Consider the following 16645-nt stretch of genomic DNA (forward strand, 5'->3'; position numbering starts at 1 on the left):
TTTAAAAACTAAAATATACCACCATAAACTATGGATACGATTCTAAACACTGCCAAGACCTGGTTGACCGATTTTTTCGACCCGGAAGTAAAAAAGGAAATTGAATACCTGATCGCCAATGATACCGACGAACTGAAAGACCGCTTCTACAAAAACATGGAGTTCGGTACCGGAGGCATGCGTGGCGTTATGGGCGTAGGCACCAACAGAATCAACAAATATACCTTGGGCAAAAGCACCCAGGGCCTGAGCAACTACCTAAAAAAGGCATATGACGGGGAAGACCTAAAGGTCGTCATCGCCTTTGATTGCCGGAACAACAGCGACACCTTGGCCCGAACAGTGGCCGAAGTGCTTTCCGCCAACGGCATAAACGTATACCTGTTCTCCAGCCTGAGGACCACGCCCGAGCTTTCCTTCGCCGTGCGCCACTTGAACTGCCATGCCGGCATTGTCCTTACAGCTTCGCACAACCCGCCGGAATACAACGGTTACAAAGTGTATTGGACCGATGGCGGACAGATCGTGCCGCCCCAGGACGGGGAAATTATCGCCGAAATCAATGCGCTTTCCTACGAAGACATCAATTTTACGGCCAACGAAGATTTGATCCAACTTATCGATACCGAGGTAGACGAGGCCTTTTTTGAAGCCTCGGTGGCCAATGGAAACTTTAATGCCCCGGGCAAAGACGATTTTAAGATCGTCTTCACATCGTTACACGGTACGTCTATTACCGCTATCCCCGAAGTGTTAAAAAGGGCCGGTTATAAGAACGTGACCATCATAGAGGAACAGGCCGAACCCGACGGAAATTTCCCGACGGTAAAGTCGCCCAACCCCGAAGAGTCCGAAGCCCTGTCCATGGCCGTTGCCAAAGCGGAAGAAATCGGTGCCGACATGGTGGTAGGTACCGACCCCGACAGCGACCGTTTAGGTATTGCAGTTCGAAACCTCGACGGAAAAATGGAAATCGTAAATGGCAACCAGGCCATGATATTGATGACCAAGTTCCTCTTGGAAAAACAAAAACAAAAAGGCTTTAAAGGCAACGAATTTATAGCCACTACCATTGTCTCAACCCCCATGATGGAGGCCATGGCCAAGGCCTATGGTGTCGAGTTCAAGACTTCACTTACCGGGTTCAAATGGATCGGTAAAATGATCAAGGACTTCCCCGAATCGAAATTTATCGGTGGCGGAGAGGAGAGTTTTGGCTATATGGTGGGCGACTTCGTACGCGACAAGGATGCCGTTACCTCTACCCTGCTCGCCTGTGAAATCGCTTCCCAGGCAAAAGCGAACGGAAGTTCCTTTTACAAAGATTTGATCGATTGCTACGTCGATTACGGATTTTATAAGGAGAAACTGATCTCCATCACCAAAAAAGGCATGAGCGGTGCCGAGGAAATCAAGCAAATGCTGAAGGACTTCAAGGAAAACCCGGTTTCCTCGGTGGCCGGTTCAAAGGTAAAATGGATAGAGGATTACAACACGTCCATAGCCAAGAACGTACTTACCGGTGAAGAGAAGGCTATCGATATCCCAAAATCGAACGTTCTCATCTACGAAACCGAAGACGGTACGCGTATCGCCGCAAGGCCAAGTGGAACCGAACCCAAGGTAAAGTTTTACATCAGCACGAACGCAAAACTTGACAAGGCGGACGACTTCAAGAAAGTATCGGCCGAACTCGATAAAAAAATCCAAACTATTTTGGACGAACTCAACTTGGGTTAATGGAGTACTTTAAGAAAATTCTACAGTTTGCCAAACCTTATAGCAAATACGGATACCTCAACATTTTTTTCAACATACTCTACGCCTTGTTCAGCGCCCTTTCGTTTGCGGCACTGATTCCGATGCTCGACGTATTGTTCAAACCCGAAAACCGGGTTTTTGAAGCGCCCGTATATACCGGTTTCGGTAATCTAAAGGACTATCTTCAGGCCTTGATCAACTTCAAGGTCACCGAATATTCGGGCGATGATGAAATGAAGGGACTTATATTGGTCATCGGTCTGGTATTGGTACTTTTCCTTCTGAAGAATTTCTTCAACTACTTGGCCATGTACTTCATTACCTTTCTCCGGAACGGCGTACTGAAGGACATTCGGAACAAGATGTACCAAAAAATCGTGGAGCTTCCCATATCCTTTTATTCCGAAAAAAGAAAGGGTGACGTTATCGCACGCATCACCTCCGATGTGCTCGAAATCCAACATTCCTTTCTTTCCATCCTCGAATTGATCGTACGCGAACCCTTAACGATCTTGTTTACGATCATTATCATGTTCGGTATAAGCACCAAGCTCACCATTTTCGTATTTGTATTTATCCCCATTGCAGGTACGATCATCTCAAGGATCGGTAAATCGTTGAAGAAAAAATCCGATCGCGTACAAAGGGAACAGGGCGAGTTTCTTTCGATCGTCGAGGAGACCTTGGGCGGCCTGCGCGTCATAAAGGCCTTTAATTCAGAATCGTACTTTTCCCGGCTATTCGAAAAATCGACCCTCCGCTTCTTTAAGTTTTCGAACTCCTTGCTCAACCGCCAGAACCTGGCTTCGCCAACGGGCGAGTTCCTGGGCATTCTGGTGATAGGCGTACTGCTGTGGTTCGGCGGTAAAATGGTCTTGGTCGACAAAACCCTCGACCCCTCATCGTTCATCGCCTATATGGGACTGGCCTACAACATCCTCACCCCGGCAAAATCGATCAGCAAGGCCTCTTACGGGGTAAAAAAAGGCAATGCCGCGGCCGAACGGGTTTTGGAAATACTGGAGACCGAGAACCCCATTGTCGACAAGGCCGGTGCTGTAGAGAAATCCAGTTTTGACCAAGGCATAGAACTGGAGAACATCTCGTTCAAATACGAAGACGAATACGTATTAAAAAACTTTAGCCTTAGCGTACCCAAAGGCAACACAGTGGCCCTGGTAGGCCAATCGGGCAGCGGTAAAAGCACCATAGCCAATCTAGTAACCCGTTTCTACGATGTGAACGAAGGGGAAATTTCCATTGACGGGCGTAATATTAAGGACATTTCCAAAAAATCGCTGCGCGGCCTTATGGGGCTCGTTACCCAAGATTCCATTTTATTCAATGACACCGTAGCCAACAATATTGCTTTAGGAAAGGAAAACGCTACCCAAGAAGAAATTATGGCGGCCGCCAAAATCGCCAATGCCCACGACTTTATTACCCAGCTGCCCAAGGGGTACGACACCAACATAGGGGATAGCGGCAACAAACTCAGCGGCGGTCAAAAGCAGCGTCTATCCATTGCCAGGGCCGTACTGAAGAATCCACCCATCATGATACTCGACGAGGCCACCTCGGCCCTCGATACCGAGAGCGAACGCTTGGTACAGGACGCCCTGGAGAAAATGATGCAAAACCGCACCTCAATTGTTATTGCCCACCGACTTTCGACCATTCAAAACGCCAATACCATAGTCGTACTCCAAAAAGGGGAAATCGTCGAGCAAGGCACACATTCGGAACTGCTTGCAAAAAACGGCACCTACAGCAAACTGGTGGCCATGCAATCTTTGGGATAGACATCATTTTTCCAAACATAGACATCATTTTCTTATTCCCGACTAAACCTTTGCGTAACTTTAGAGTCTTATTGTTAAACCTAAAGCAGACGTATTGATTGCAGAGGAAACCTTGGTAAGGCAATTAAAACAAAGGGATAGCCAGGCTGATGCCTTTGAAGTGTTGGTGAACACCTACAAAGAGCCCTTGTACTGGCATATTCGAAGAATCGTCCTAAACCACGATGATGCCGACGATGTGTTGCAGAATACCTTCATCAAGGTCTACAGGAACATTGCCAATTTTAAAGGGGAGAGCAAGCTCTATACTTGGATGTACCGCATCGCGACCAACGAAGCGCTTTCGTTCTTGAAAAAAAAGGCCAAACACAGCGGTATAGGCGATTCGGAAACACAGGAACGCTTGGTCCAAAACCTCGAGGCCGACGTATATTTTGAAGGGGACGAGATACAGTTAAAACTACAAAAGGCCATAGCCTCCCTGCCCGAAAAGCAAAAACTGGTCTTTAACATGAAGTATTTTCAGGAAATGAAATATGAGGAAATTTCAGAAATCCTGGAAACTTCCGTAGGCGGACTAAAGGCTTCCTACCATTTAGCGGTAAAAAAAATAGAAGCCTTTTTAAAAGAAGATTAAACCTTTTAATTATTTGAGTGTCAAATAATAGCTATGAACAAAATGAACAAAAAAAATCCGTTCAAAACTCCCGAAAACTATTTCGAAAGTTTTGAATCCAGGTTAAGGGCCAAATTATCCGAAGGGATATCCGACATCCCAAAGGATGAAGGTTTCTCGGTTCCCGAAGGGTATTTCGACTCCGTTCACGAGAGCATTCTCAAAAAACTTGAAACCGACGAACCCAAGGTCATTAAACTGAATCCCTATAAAAAATTCTACTATGTAGCGGCCTCAATTGCGGCTATACTACTGGTTGCCATCGTTATAAACTTAAAATCGGACACGGAACCCTCGTTCGAAAGTCTGGCCGTTTCGGATATCGACCGTTATTTTGAGAACAACGAAATAGAATTGAGCACATACGAACTGGCCGAAGTTATACCTGTAGACGAATTGGAGGTGTACGATATTATGGAGAACCGTTTCGCCGAAGAGCAAATGGTAGATTACCTTACCGAGAATATCGAAGACTTTGAAGCCTTAAACCTTGATTACAATGAATAGGACAAGAACAATACTACTGGTCGCATTTCTATTTGCCACCAGTCTCTTCCATGCACAGGACAAACATAAGAAGGACAAGATTAGATCCTTAAAAATAGCTTTTATCACAGAGCGCTTAGACCTCTCCAGTAAGGAAGCCCAGGCATTCTGGCCCCTTTACAACAAATATGAGGAAGACAGGGAGGCCTTGCGCCGAAGGGAGGTTTCCGAAATCCGTTCGAAGATCAGGGACACCGATGTCCTATCCGAGGACGAGGCCAAAAGTATCCTAAAAAAATACCTCAGCTTTGAAGAAAAGGAAGAGGAAATCGAACGCGACTACCTCAATGCGGTCAGCAAAGTGATCACGGCCAAAAAAACCTTGTTGCTGCTGCGTTCCGAAGAGGAGTTCAAAAAGCACCTGATCAAACAATATCGCGAAAGACGGGGCAACCGTTGACCACTGAAACTTTTCGATAAAATACACTAAAAGAGGCCTTTCGGCCTCTTTTTCTCATTAAACCTTTTGCTTTCTGCACCATCAAAAAAGTATAAACCCTTAAAATTAAAGACTATGAAAAATCTTAAAGTTTTACTTGTCGTTCTCGCGTTGATGGGTGCCAGTTCCGCTTTTGCCAAAGCAACTCCCACTTCAGACAAAATTGCCATAGAAACTAACACAACTGTCCGCAGGGCAGCCACCAAAACAGTCGTATTCAAGGGCCGTACCTACCATTTTAGGAATGGAAAATGGTACATTACCCGCGGAAGAAGGTTGGTCGTCGTCCGCCCGCCCGTAGGTCTTGCCGTAAGAAGCCTGCCCAGGGGCAATAAAGTGGTCGTCGTCAAAGGACGTAAATTCTATAAGTTCAATGGCGTACATTACCAAAAAAGGGGCGGTACCTATGTGGTCGTACGTCTATAGGCCTTAAGCAAACCGATTATATCATCCGGACAATGCGCCCTCCCGTATTTGTCCGGATTTTTTTTATTGAAAGACCAAGCTCGAAATCCGGTTCTTCCCAGCCGCATAGGCGACCGAATCGTTGAGAAACCGAAGGGTGTAGAAAGGCTCACCACTAAGCTCTTTCCACGTGTTCCCTTGGTCGGCGGAGTACGCTATCCCCGTAAAGCCCAAAGCCACCATTTCCTTTCCGCCCGAATTTGGTACAAATTGAATACAGCTCTTATATGCCGGGGTTTGCCCATCGGCGATCAATTGCCAGGTGGCCCCGCCATCCCTGGTGATGGCCTTGTTCGCCGTATTCGCTTCGGGCCGGGTGTAATCGCCTCCTATCGCCACGCCAAGATTTTCATCGTAAAAGTCTATGGAATAAATGCCCTGGGTGGGTTCTTTGCTCACCATGGGCGTATTTTGAACTTCCCACGATTTTCCCTTGTCAGGCGAAAAATAAATACGTCCGGCGGTTGTGGCCACCCAAGTCTTATCGCCCATTACCTCGATGTTCGTATTACTGGCCGCAAAGGCCCCTTCCCCTTCCACGGCCTTAGGTAGGTCGGCACACTCTACCTTATTCCAGGTACGTCCCCCGTCCCTTGTTATAACGATGCCCATACAGCCTTCGATGCTGTCGCCGATGGCAATGCCCTCCTGGTCGTTCCAAAAGGTCATGGCGTCGTAGAAAACGGCCTCACCCTCCTCTTTGTAAACCAGTTCCATCCGGCCCTTCCCCCCTGTTTTGTACAACAGGGCGGGGGTGGCCACCGACAACATAAAAAAATCGTTCGAGGTGTGGGCAACGGCCCTAAATTCGGGTGTAATGGAATCGAATTGCTGAACATTCGTCCGCACTTGCCCCGTTCTTAGGTCAATGCTCCCGAAAACACCGTTGTTGCCCGCAAAGGCCAAGCTGCCTCCCATAAGTTCAATGGCCCTGATACTCAGCGAGTCTTCGTACAAGGTATTGACCGTAACTTTCGAAAAGGCTTGTTTGGTCTCTTTTTCGTTACACGATAACAGGCAAACGCCAAGAGCTAGGAAGATAATAAGACGCATACGTATAAAGTTTGTCAAAAATACAGCGATTCAAACCGAATGCAATACCTTTGCAAGCATCTTTTTTTTAGCACCTTATTCTATGAAATTACATCGCAACCTGGTCTTTGCCGTTATAGACGCCCTTAACCTCATCTTCAACGAAGGCGAATATGCCGATAAGGTGGTACAAAAAGTGTTGAAGTTCGACAAGAGGTGGGGGTCGCGCGACCGTGGTTTTATTGCGGAGACCACATACGAGATGGTCCGCTACAAAAGGTTGTATGCCGAAATTGCCGAGGTAAAGGCCCCTTTCAGCAGGCAAGACCTTTTTAGGATGTGGGCCGTTTGGGCGGTTTTGAAAGGAATCAAACTACCCGACTGGAAACAGATCGAACCCACTCCCGAACGAAGGATCAAAGGCCGGTTCGACGAGCTCTCAAAAATCAGGAAATACCGTGAAGCCCTACCCGACTGGATCGACGAACTATGCGCCAAGGCCCTGGGCGAAAAGCTATGGACGAAAGAAATAGCCGCCCTGAACCAGCAGGCCGAAGTTATATTGCGTACCAACACCCTAAAAACGACGAAGGAAAAATTAAGGAAAGCCTTGTTGGACGAGGGCATCGTGGCCGAACCCATAAAAGGGTACCCCCTGGCCCTACGCCTTCCCGAACGTGCCAATGTTTTCGTTACCGATGCCTTCAAAAACGGCCTTTTTGAAGTACAGGACGCCTCTTCGCAGCTGGTCGCCGAGTTGTTGGACGTAAAACCGGGCCAGCGTGTAGTGGACACTTGCGCCGGTGCCGGGGGAAAATCGCTGCACTTGGCCGCCCTGATGCAAAACAAGGGCCATCTGATCTCGATGGATGTTTATGGCAGCAAGCTCAAGGAATTAAAACGAAGGGCGCGTAGAAACGGTGCCCATAACATCGAAACACGGGAAATCGACTCTACCAAGGTTTTTAAGAAACTCTACGGAACGGCCGACCGGGTGCTTATCGATGCCCCTTGTACGGGACTTGGGGTCATCAGAAGAAATCCCGACACCAAATGGAAGCTACGGCCCGACTTTCTTGAAAAGATCATCAATACCCAACAAGAGATCCTGCGCAGCTACAGCAAAATTGTAAAACCGGGGGGCAAAATGGTCTATGCCACCTGCTCCATACTGCCCCAGGAGAACGCCGATCAGGTACAATCGTTCTTGGCCGCCGAAGAGGGCAAGGACTTTAGTTTGGTCGAAGAAAGGAAGATCTTTGCCTCTAAAAGTGGTTTCGATGGATTTTATATGGCCTTGCTACAGAAGAAGTAATCAACAATTTCGCCGAAAAACTGTTAACTTTTCTTGGAAATGGATTGGGTTAAAAGCTGTAAATTTGTGCTTTCTTAAATCCAACAATTCATAAATTCAATGGTCTTTTTTTTCGGTGATGCCAGTACCAAAGTTTTCGCTGTACAAACTACAGGCGAACTTTCCCAAGAAGATACAAACAAACTTATATGGTTGTTCGGCAACCGACCTAAACTGAACGCGGCGTCACTCGACGCCTTTTTTGTTGGCCCCCGGGCCGCAATGATTACGCCGTGGAGTACCAATGCAACCGAAATCACCCAAAATATGGGTATTTCAGGAATTGTCCGTATCGAAGAGTTTCAAGCGGTTACGGAAGATTTTATCGATTTCGACCCCATGTTGTCGCAAAAGTTCAAAGGTCTGGACCAAAAGATCTTCCATATCGATGTTAATCCCGAACCTATTTTGGAAATCGCCGACATTGCGGCCTACAACGAGAAAGAAGGGCTTGCCCTAAGCGACGAGGAAGTCGATTATTTGAATAAGCTGGCGGAAAAAATGGGCCGCAAATTGACCGACTCCGAGGTGTTCGGGTTCAGTCAGGTAAATTCCGAGCACTGCCGCCATAAAATATTCAACGGCACTTTTGTGATCGATGGCGAGGAAATGCCGAGTTCGCTTTTCAAACTCATAAAGAAGACCTCGGAAAAAAATCCGAACGACATCGTTTCGGCCTATAAAGACAATGTTGCCTTTATAAAGGGGCCCAAAGCGGTACAATTCGCCCCGAAAAGGGCCGACGTTCCCGATTTTTACGAAGAAAAGGAATTTGAATCGGTCATATCCCTAAAGGCGGAGACCCACAACTTCCCGACTACGGTAGAGCCCTTTAACGGGGCAGCGACCGGATCGGGCGGTGAAATTCGCGATCGCCTTGCCGGCGGAAAGGGGTCTTTGCCCTTGGCCGGTACCGCCGTCTATATGACGGCTTATTCCCGCCTCGTAAAAGACCGCCCTTGGGAGCAGGCCATGCCCGAGCGCGATTGGCTTTACCAAACCCCGATGGACATCCTGATCAAGGCCTCCAACGGGGCCTCCGACTTCGGAAACAAATTCGGACAACCGCTTATCGCGGGCTCCGTATTGACCTTCGAGCACGATGAAAACAAAGACCAGGCCGCCGATAAGGCGAGAAGATTGGGTTACGACAAGGTAATCATGCAGGCCGGGGGCGTTGGCTATGGCAAGGCCGAACAGGCCCTGAAGGAAACGCCGCAAGTCGGTGATAAGATTGTGATCCTCGGAGGCGATAACTACCGAATTGGAATGGGCGGGGCGGCCGTATCGAGTGCAGACACGGGCGAGTTCAGCTCGGCCATTGAACTGAACGCCGTTCAGCGTTCCAATCCCGAAATGCAGAAAAGGGCGGCAAATGCGGTCAGGGGCATGGTAGAGAGCGACGAAAACCCCATCGTTTCCATTCACGATCACGGTGCCGGTGGCCACTTGAACTGCCTTTCTGAATTGGTGGAAGATACAGGCGGAAAAATCGATTTGGACAAGCTTCCGGTCGGCGACCCCACATTATCGGCAAAAGAAATTATCGGAAACGAGTCGCAAGAACGTATGGGACTGGTAATCGGCGAGAAAAATATCGATCTACTTCAACGGATCGCGGAACGGGAACGCTCCCCGATGTACGAAGTGGGCGATGTAACCGGCGACGACCGCTTTACCTTTGAATCGAAGACCACCGGTGAAAAACCCATGGACGTCAACCTATCGGACATCTTCGGAAGCTCCCCGAAAACCACCATGGAGGATACCCGTATCGCACGCAACTATAAAGAACCCGAATATTCCCTGGAATTCTTTCACGATTACCTCGAGCAGGTCTTACAATTGGAAGCGGTAGCCTGTAAAGATTGGCTAACGAACAAGGTAGACCGTTGCGTCGGCGGCCGGGTGGCAAAACAACAATGCGCAGGCCCCTTGCAACTTCCCTTGAACGACTGCGCCGTAATGGCCTTGGATTTTAAGGGTAAGGAAGGAATCGCCACGAGTATAGGCCACTCCCCCGTTTCGGCACTTATCGCTCCCGCCGCCGGTAGCAAGAACAGTATCGCCGAAGCCTTGACGAACCTTGTTTGGGCCCCCTTGAAAGAGGGCCTGAAATCAGTGTCGCTGTCGGCCAACTGGATGTGGCCCTGCAAAAACGAAGGGGAAGATGCACGGTTGTACGAAGCGGTCCAGGCCGTTTCCGATTTCGCCATCGAGCTGGGCATCAACGTGCCCACGGGAAAAGACTCCCTTTCGATGAAGCAAAAATATAAGGACGGAGAAGTCATCGCCCCGGGTACCGTTATCATTTCGGCCGCGGCCCATTGCGACGACATCACCAAGGTAGTGGAACCCGTTTTTCAAAAAGAAGGGGGACCCATTTACTACATCAACCTATCAAAAGACGCTTATAAACTGGGCGGCTCTTCCTTCGCACAGGTACGTAACGCCATTGGGAGCGAGGCTCCGACCATTGTCGACGCCCCCTATTTCAAAACGGTATTCAATACCGTTCAAAAACTGATCCGCAAGGGCGATATAATCGCCGGTCACGATGTGGCCTCGGGCGGTTTGATCACCACCCTTCTCGAAATGTGCTTTGCCGATACCGATTTGGGGGCCGCCCTAGACCTGTCGGACCTTAAGGAGGAGGATACTATAAAGCTACTGTTTTCAGAAAATGCGAGTATTGTTTTTCAAGCCAAGGATGCCCGTGTGGAAACCTATCTTTCCGAACAGAACATCGATTACAGGAAAATCGGGGAAGTTACTTCGGAAAGCAAGCTGACCCTTAAGAACAACGGTATGGAAATGGGCCTAAACATTGATTCTTTGCGCGATGTATGGTTCAAGACCTCCTATTTATTGGACGACAGGCAGACGGCAAACAACCTGGCCAAAGCCCGGTACGACAATTACAAGGTTCAGCCCCTCTCCTATTCCTTTCCCTCAAAACCGCGAATAGATTTGGAGAATTTTAAACTCACTTCCTCCTCCAGGCCAAAGGCGGCCATTTTGAGGGAAAAGGGAAGCAACTCCGAAAGGGAAATGGCCCATGCCATGTACTTGGCCGGTTTTGACGTGAAGGACGTGCATATGACCGACCTGATCTCGGGCCGCGAAACACTTGAAGACATTCAATTTATCGGGGCCGTTGGGGGTTTTTCCAACTCCGATGTATTGGGAAGCGCCAAAGGCTGGGCGGGGGCCATCAAATACAATGAAAAGGCCAATACGGCGATAAGGAACTTCTTCGCCAGGCCCGATACCCTATCCATTGGTATCTGTAACGGATGCCAATTGTTTATGGAACTCGATTTGATCAATCCCGACCACGAGACCCACGGTCGAATGACCTATAACGATTCGCACAAACACGAAAGCAATTTTACCTCGGTAAAAATACAGGAGAACAACTCGGTGATGCTTTCCAGTTTGGCCGGAACTACCTTAGGCGTATGGATTTCCCACGGGGAAGGCAAATTTAGCCTGCCCCTACCGGAAAGCCACTACGAGATCGTCGCCAAATACGGCTACGAGGGCTATCCCTCCAATCCCAACGGAAGCGATTTCAACACGGCCATGTTGTGTGACAAAACCGGAAGGCATTTGGTAACCATGCCCCATATCGAACGCTCCATCTTCCCATGGAATTGGGCCTACTATCCGAAAGACCGAAACGACAAGGTCTCCCCTTGGCTCGAGGCCTTTGTCAATGCGAGGGAGTGGATAGAAAAGAAATAAGGAACACCTTATTTCAACATAAAAAACCATCAAAGAGGCTGCCTTTTCGGGCAGCCTCTTTTCGTAACCGAACCGAAGATCCGTTAATTGATCAAATCACAACCGGCGGATACAAAGTCCATTCGCCTTTCGTTCAAAGTACCGTTCGAAAAGGAAACACCGATCGAGATTCCCAATCCCCAATACACATAGGGCTTATGGGCCACACCAAATTTTTTGAACCAGTTATCGCCGGACAGGCTTAGGTTATTGTGTGCGGCTATCTTGCTATAACCGTCATAAATATGGACATGGTCGACCATCGCCTTGGTCGAAAAGGTTCTGAAACGCAAAATGGCACAGACCACTTTTAACCGTTTTTGGTCCTTTATAACCGGTGTCGGCAAGGCAAAATGAAACCAGTTGGTGGTATTGGGCTTGCCGTACAGGTAGGTGTAAAATCCGGCCCTGGTAATACGCTCCAAGCGCTCAGGGTATTCGACCTGAATACTGGTTCCGTGGATCCAAGGGGCGTTTTCAATGGAGTATCCCCCATAAATGGTCCTGATACCTGCGATATCGTCGGCATGCAGGTAGCGCATGGGGCCCGCATAGGTGGGAAACATCAACGAACCGTTCACGTTGGAGTGGCGTAGCCCCAAAGAATGTCCAAATTCATGGGCCGCCACCGTTACCAAATCGACTTTGCCGCTCCCAGTAGGTATATTGATGGTCCACGATTCGGCGCCATCAAAATGGGCGTCACCTGCCAAGGCTCCGGAATTTGGGGGTGGGTAGTAGGCATGGGCCAATACGCCTCCTTTCCCGTCAAAGGCCGATCCATCGCCATGGGCTCCCGAAACGAACTTGATCCGTATATCGGCACTTGCACTATTGTTGACCCTTCTAAAGCTCAGCGGTGTTTCGGCCGCCCACATCGCAAAGGCCTGTGCTATGGCTTCGTGAATTTTTGCCGGCGTAAGTCCATTATCGGTGGTATAGTTATCGAAACCATAGGTCAGACTGGTCGTCGACCACTTATTGCCATGGGTAGAGAACTCACCCAAATCGGGCATACCACAACGCTTTTGATCCAGTTCGTCGAGGGTTTTCCTGTCCAACTTCCCCGTAACGTCAAGCCCATGAAACTCTTGATACTTCTTCAGTGCCTCCACTGTCGCCTTGTCCATTTTTCCAGGTTCGATAAAGGAGGTTTTCAAGCTTTCCAGCGCAGATTCCTCAGGCTGAGGAGGCCTGTTTTCCTCTACCCCAAAAGCGGCATCTTCGGGATTTAGGTACCCGAACAACTGCAAATGCTTTTGCAATTCCTTTACATCCGATGACTTTTGCGGAACATATTCCGCCTTTTTGAGTTTTTTCGAACTCTTTTTTTCTACAACTTCACTCATAACCCATTGTTTTTGAAGATTAAGTACTATTCTATGCTTCTTAGCTCCGCTAGAAGATAAACCTGCTCTCCCCCCATTCTGGGCGGCGGCAAGGTAGGATCCTTTACAAGTACCCCCGTAAAAACCACTTTGGTTCCCGGTTTTTGCAAGTTTTGGGGGATCATTCCCGAATCGGGAACGATACAGGTGAATTGCGAGTCGATGGTGTTTTTTTGATGGAACGAAATGCTGAATTTTTGGATATCCTCCCGAAAATTTATAATTCCGGGCTGGTTCTCTACCGTGTTTTGTTTCATAGCCATTTCTTTTTGGTGGGGTGAAACCGTTGAACTATTGGTCCTTTTTGGGGCACAAGAACTTCCGATCACTATCGACATAAGCAAAACAGTACATATTCTCATTGCTAAAAATTGATGGGTCAGGCGGGTCTTGCCCTGTGAGAGTCCCAAACAGAAAAGGACCTATAACACACAAAAAGGCCGTTGGGCCTTATATGCCAACATCAGATTGACATCCAAGCAGATTAAAGCTACACTTTAATCCATAAAAAAAACAGCTAAACTTCACAAATCGTAAGAATAGACTTATAACTTGTAAGAAATATTGTATAATATGCAGTTTAAAAAACTAAAAAACAATATATTACAAAAAACAATCCTATTAGTATCCAAGGTATAGGGCACGATAAGAATTACATGCCCATTGTCGACACGCACCTATGCCCTATTGCCAAAATTTTAGATCAGGGGGGCGGATATCGTATACGCATTTGGGCCAACTGGTGTACTTAATGCCCCCCACCCTGCATTATGGGCCAGGTTTTTAGGTGGTTCTTAACCTCAATTCATACCTAATTTATGGGCGTTTATCGAAAATTCATAAATTAATCCATTGACAACTCGTTGAAAATTTGCAATTTGACATCAAAGCAGTATCGATTTTATGAATCCTATTTTAAAATACCGCTTGCTTTTCATATTTTGCAAGTAGTTATTAATACCAGTTATGACAGAAATCACTCGACTTTTTGATTTTCCCTACTACCAACTTGAAAGTTGCCCGCTGGAGGAGGCCTTGGTCACCAAGCGCGACGGAAAATGGCTTGCCCTTTCCACACAAGAATATATAGACCAGGCCAATGCGATCAGCCGGGCCTTGTTGCGCATGGGCGTAGGCACAAATGACAAAATAGCGGTAATTTCAATGACCAACCGTACCGAATGGAACGTGATGGACATAGGCATACTGCAATTGGGAGCGCAAAATGTGCCCATTTATCCGACCATTTCGGCCGAAGAATACGTTTACGTGCTCAATCATTCGGAAGCCAAATATTGTTTTGTCTCCTGTCAAGAGGTGTACGACAAGGTCAATTCGATCAGGGACCAGGTTCCGAACCTTGAAGAAGTGTATTCCTTCGACGAGATCGACTCCTGTAAAAATTGGAAGGAAGTCTTGGAACTAGGGGCCGACGTTTCGAACCAAGGGGAAGTAGACAAGCTAAAGGATAGTGTAAAGCCTTCCGATCTGGCCACCCTAATCTACACTTCGGGAACAACCGGAAAGCCCAAGGGCGTCATGCTCTCCCATTCCAATCTGGTGAGCAATGCCCTCGAGAGCTCCAAACGCCTTCCCATTACGGACGGAAAAACCAAGGCGCTCAGTTTTCTGCCCTTGTGCCATGTCTACGAGCGTATGTTGATCTACCTATACCAATACCGCAGTGTAAGCATTTACTATGCCGAATCGCTCGACAAAATCAGCGAAAACCTAAAAGAAGTGGGCCCGCACGTGATGACGGCCGTTCCGCGTTTGCTCGAAAAGGTATACGATAAGATTATCGCCAAGGGGGCCGAGCTGACGGGCATCAAAAAGAAACTCTTCTTTTGGGCCGTAGGGGTCGGCCTCAAGTTTGAGCCCTATGGACAAAACGGTTGGTGGTACGAAAAAAAACTGGCCCTTGCCCGAAAGTTGATTTTCAGCAAATGGAAAGAAGGCCTAGGCGGAAACCTGAGCCTTATCGCCTCGGGTAGTGCCGCCCTACAACCCCGACTGGCCCGGATCTTCAATGCGGCCGAATTCGGACTGATGGAGGGCTACGGACTAACGGAGACCTCGCCGGTAATTGCCGTAAACGATATGCGCAATGGAGGATTCCGTATCGGCACGGTTGGAAAGCCCATTGACAAAACCGAGGTCAAGATCGCCGAAGACGGCGAAATATGCATTAAGGGGCCCCAAGTAATGATGGGGTATTACAAAGACCCCGAAAAAACGTCCGAAGCTATAATTGACGGTTATTTCCATACGGGCGATATCGGCGAAATAGACCAGGACGGCTTCTTAAAGATTACCGATCGTAAAAAAGAGATGTTCAAGACCTCCGGTGGCAAGTACGTGGCCCCACAACTTTTGGAGAACCGGTTCAAACAATCGCGGTTCATCGAACAGATCATGGTCGTAGGAGAAGGCGAAAAAATGCCGGCCGCCCTCATCCAGCCCGACTTTGAATACTTGCACGAATGGGCCCAAAGACACAACATTACCATTCCCGAGAATTCGGATATCATCTTGAACGAAAAAGTGTTGGAACGCTATCAATTGGAAGTGGACAAGGCTAACGAGAAATTCGCCAAATGGGAGAAGGTCAAACAATTTCGCCTTACCCCCGATGTCTGGAGCATTAACGAAGGCCACCTCACCCCGACCTTGAAACTGAGAAGAAAAATTATAAAAGAAAAATACATCGACCTTTACAACGACATCTACGGCCATTGACCCCCATCGGCCGGCCGTCGTTTACCTACCGTCATATGCTTTGGCAAGCTGGCGAAAGAGGCTAGACCTTTGTAGTAGAAACTCCCATTGAACGTCCCAAACCGGGGTTTTGGCACCATTATTTTTTTGTGATTTTATTATGCATGCATAATAAATTTTTCATATCTTTGGTAGACCTAAATCCGACCGATGAAAGAAATTACGATTGACTACGCACTTCGTGCCACGTGGCAGGCCGTTGCCAGGATGTACAACGAAGAGGCGAAAAAATTCGGTTCTACAATGGCCGTGGGCTTCACCTTGTTGAGTATCGACCCCAAAACGGGTACGCCCTCGACATCATTGGGCCCCAAAATGGGAATGGAGGCCACAAGCCTATCGCGTATCTTAAAGAGAATGGAGGAGCAGGGCTTGATCGAAAGAAAGCCCAACCCCCAAGACGGGCGGGGGGTGCTTATACACCTTACCGATTTCGGTCTTGAAAAAAGGAACGATTCGAAAAATGTGGTGCTCCGCTTCAACGAAACCGTTAGGTCAAGGGTCTCACAAGAAAGTCTGGATGGCTTTTTTGAAGTGATGAACTCGATCAATGAAATGATTTCGGAAAAGATCATTCAAACGAACGATAATACGATCAATGGTCAAAAAACAGATTGA

Annotated in this window: 13 protein-coding genes; 10 read left to right on the top strand and 3 right to left on the bottom strand. The window is 48.0% G+C overall.

Annotated elements, in window-relative coordinates; translation table 11 throughout:
- The first annotated feature begins 30 nt into the window (after positions 1-30).
- From BUB37_RS07465 to BUB37_RS21435, 6 genes are all read left to right on the top strand, one after another.
- On the top strand, positions 31-1740 hold the full coding sequence (locus BUB37_RS07465; RefSeq protein ID WP_072991182.1) for a phospho-sugar mutase: 1710 nt from the start codon (positions 31-33) through the stop codon (positions 1738-1740).
- Positions 1740-3563, top strand: coding sequence for an ABC transporter ATP-binding protein (locus BUB37_RS07470; protein ID WP_072991185.1), 1824 nt, complete (start codon positions 1740-1742; stop codon positions 3561-3563). The genes BUB37_RS07465 and BUB37_RS07470 overlap by 1 nt, the downstream gene beginning before the upstream one ends.
- A gap of 94 nt (positions 3564-3657) precedes the next feature.
- Positions 3658-4200, top strand: coding sequence for an RNA polymerase sigma factor (locus BUB37_RS07475; protein WP_072991189.1), 543 nt, complete (start codon positions 3658-3660; stop codon positions 4198-4200).
- Between the two features lie 33 nt (positions 4201-4233).
- A complete protein-coding gene (locus tag BUB37_RS07480) occupies positions 4234-4746 on the top strand; it encodes a hypothetical protein (protein WP_072991192.1) in 513 nt (170 codons plus the stop codon).
- Positions 4739-5185, top strand: coding sequence for a hypothetical protein (locus BUB37_RS07485; protein WP_072991195.1), 447 nt, complete (start codon positions 4739-4741; stop codon positions 5183-5185). The genes BUB37_RS07480 and BUB37_RS07485 overlap by 8 nt, the downstream gene beginning before the upstream one ends.
- 114 nt (positions 5186-5299) lie before the next feature.
- Positions 5300-5650 carry a DUF6515 family protein gene (locus BUB37_RS21435; RefSeq protein WP_072992632.1) on the top strand — a complete coding sequence of 117 codons (351 nt, stop codon included), beginning with the start codon at positions 5300-5302 and terminating at the stop codon, positions 5648-5650.
- 63 nt (positions 5651-5713) lie between these two features.
- On the opposite strand, the gene BUB37_RS07495 is transcribed toward BUB37_RS21435, so the two are convergent.
- Positions 5714-6742, bottom strand: coding sequence for a WD40/YVTN/BNR-like repeat-containing protein (locus BUB37_RS07495; protein WP_072991198.1), 1029 nt, complete (start codon positions 6740-6742; stop codon positions 5714-5716).
- Between the two features lie 82 nt (positions 6743-6824).
- On the opposite strand from BUB37_RS07495, the gene BUB37_RS07500 reads away from it, so the two are divergent.
- Positions 6825-8036, top strand: a complete 1212-nt coding sequence (locus tag BUB37_RS07500; protein WP_072991200.1) for an RsmB/NOP family class I SAM-dependent RNA methyltransferase — start codon at positions 6825-6827, stop codon at positions 8034-8036.
- 99 nt (positions 8037-8135) lie between these two features.
- The gene (gene purL / locus BUB37_RS07505; protein ID WP_072991203.1) at positions 8136-11822 is read left to right on the top strand and encodes a phosphoribosylformylglycinamidine synthase; all 3687 of its coding nucleotides are present in this window, start codon (positions 8136-8138) and stop codon (positions 11820-11822) included.
- Between the two features lie 83 nt (positions 11823-11905).
- Here the strand turns inward: purL and BUB37_RS07510 are convergent, their stop codons facing one another.
- The gene (locus BUB37_RS07510) at positions 11906-13210 is read right to left on the bottom strand and encodes a DUF6623 family protein (protein WP_072991206.1); all 1305 of its coding nucleotides are present in this window, start codon (positions 13208-13210) and stop codon (positions 11906-11908) included.
- Positions 13211-13236: 26 nt separating this feature from the next.
- Positions 13237-13506, bottom strand: coding sequence for a hypothetical protein (locus BUB37_RS07515; RefSeq protein WP_139278087.1), 270 nt, complete (start codon positions 13504-13506; stop codon positions 13237-13239).
- A gap of 709 nt (positions 13507-14215) precedes the next feature.
- On the opposite strand from BUB37_RS07515, the gene BUB37_RS07520 reads away from it, so the two are divergent.
- Positions 14216-15988, top strand: a complete 1773-nt coding sequence (locus BUB37_RS07520) for an AMP-dependent synthetase/ligase (RefSeq protein WP_072991212.1) — start codon at positions 14216-14218, stop codon at positions 15986-15988.
- 189 nt (positions 15989-16177) lie between these two features.
- Entirely contained in the window at positions 16178-16645 is a 468-nt protein-coding gene (locus BUB37_RS07525) for a MarR family winged helix-turn-helix transcriptional regulator (protein WP_072991215.1), read from the top strand.

This window comes from Pseudozobellia thermophila (genome assembly GCF_900141855.1).
GTDB lineage: Bacteria > Bacteroidota > Bacteroidia > Flavobacteriales > Flavobacteriaceae > Pseudozobellia > Pseudozobellia thermophila.

What these genes read in the sequence shown, in the direction of transcription:
- BUB37_RS07465 (WP_072991182.1), top strand. Translation starts at nt 31, where the DNA reads ATGGATACGATTCTAAACACTGCCAAGACCTGGTTGACCGATTTTTTC.
- BUB37_RS07470 (WP_072991185.1), top strand. Translation starts at nt 1,740, where the DNA reads ATGGAGTACTTTAAGAAAATTCTACAGTTTGCCAAACCTTATAGCAAA.
- BUB37_RS07480 (WP_072991192.1), top strand. Translation starts at nt 4,234, where the DNA reads ATGAACAAAATGAACAAAAAAAATCCGTTCAAAACTCCCGAAAACTAT.
- BUB37_RS07485 (WP_072991195.1), top strand. Translation starts at nt 4,739, where the DNA reads ATGAATAGGACAAGAACAATACTACTGGTCGCATTTCTATTTGCCACC.
- BUB37_RS21435 (WP_072992632.1), top strand. Translation starts at nt 5,300, where the DNA reads ATGAAAAATCTTAAAGTTTTACTTGTCGTTCTCGCGTTGATGGGTGCC.
- BUB37_RS07495 (WP_072991198.1), bottom strand. Translation starts at nt 6,742, where the DNA reads ATGCGTCTTATTATCTTCCTAGCTCTTGGCGTTTGCCTGTTATCGTGT.
- BUB37_RS07500 (WP_072991200.1), top strand. Translation starts at nt 6,825, where the DNA reads ATGAAATTACATCGCAACCTGGTCTTTGCCGTTATAGACGCCCTTAAC.
- purL (WP_072991203.1), top strand. Translation starts at nt 8,136, where the DNA reads ATGGTCTTTTTTTTCGGTGATGCCAGTACCAAAGTTTTCGCTGTACAA.
- BUB37_RS07510 (WP_072991206.1), bottom strand. Translation starts at nt 13,210, where the DNA reads ATGAGTGAAGTTGTAGAAAAAAAGAGTTCGAAAAAACTCAAAAAGGCG.
- BUB37_RS07515 (WP_139278087.1), bottom strand. Translation starts at nt 13,506, where the DNA reads ATGAAACAAAACACGGTAGAGAACCAGCCCGGAATTATAAATTTTCGG.
- BUB37_RS07520 (WP_072991212.1), top strand. Translation starts at nt 14,216, where the DNA reads ATGACAGAAATCACTCGACTTTTTGATTTTCCCTACTACCAACTTGAA.
- BUB37_RS07525 (WP_072991215.1), top strand. Translation starts at nt 16,178, where the DNA reads ATGAAAGAAATTACGATTGACTACGCACTTCGTGCCACGTGGCAGGCC.